The organism is Acinetobacter sp. 228 (assembly GCF_048147885.1).
The window spans coordinates 1-1,009 of record NZ_JAYWYV010000646.1; the positions used below are offsets into that span (position 1 = coordinate 1).

Sequence of the window (1,009 nt, forward strand, 5' to 3'; positions counted from 1 at the left end):
GTATGTGCAATTGCACTAGGTCATGCCGACCCTGAACAGATTGTGAATACCTTTATTACACCTAGAGAGCCTATTGAGAATTTTGCAGTTTTTCTTGATTAAAGATGCAAGCAAGCCACTCTCTTAAAATCAAGAGAGTGATTGGCTTTTTGCTTGACGAATCGCTTTTAAAACAACAATAAAACCACTTAATGTAAATAACACCATCATCACTCCCATATTGAGTGATGCAGACCAAATAAGGAAGTTAAGCAGTACTCCACCCAATAAACCGCAAGCAAATTGCATACTGCCCATAATTGCACTGGCTGTTCCTGCACGAGCACCTTGCTTTGACATGGCTAGAGCCATAGCATTTGGTCCAGTTAAACCAATTCCTGAAATTGCTAAAAACAGTCCTAACATTACTAGCCATAAAGGTGCTGCAGAAATTAAGCCAGCAATCAACACAATGCTTGCACCCGTCACTTGTACCATTGAACCTGCTTTTAAGCGCTTAGTGATTTCAACACGTGTGGTTAGGTGCTTATTTAAAGATGACATTAACATAATGCCAAAAGCATTGAGCCCGAATACATACGCAAACTCTTGCTGATTTAAGCCATATTGATCCATAAAAACGGCTGGAGCTGAGCTGATATAACAGAATAACGCTGCACCTGTTAAACATCCTGCAAACATAGGTAAACGGAAGCTTGCATCTTTGAAAATAGCACCATATAAGGTAGCCACTTGATATAGAGATAACTTGAGCCTCTTATCAACTGCCAAAGTTTCTTTAAAAAAGAAATGTACACATAGCCAACAGATTGCCCCTACAATTGAAAGCGCAATAAAAATCGCTTGCCACGGAAACCAGATTAATATCCAGGCCCCAATCATCGGTGCCAAAATAGGTGCTAAGCCCATTACGATCATCATGCTTGAAAAAGCTTGTGCCGAGCCTTGGACATCTAATCTATCTCGTATAGCAGCACGAGCCATAACCACCCCCACACAACCACCTAAG

At 40.9% G+C, this 1,009-nt stretch carries 1 protein-coding gene and 1 pseudogene; one reads left to right on the plus strand and one right to left on the minus strand.

Annotation, left to right across the window (positions count from 1 at the left end):
• Positions 1 to 102 (plus strand): annotated as a pseudogene (locus tag VXQ92_RS21550) (nitroreductase); the annotation flags it as partial.
• Positions 103 to 129: 27 nt separating this feature from the next.
• Here the strand turns inward: VXQ92_RS21550 and VXQ92_RS21555 are convergent.
• A partial coding sequence (locus tag VXQ92_RS21555) for an MFS transporter (RefSeq protein WP_416683123.1) occupies positions 130 to 1,009 on the minus strand: 880 nt, incomplete at its 5' end.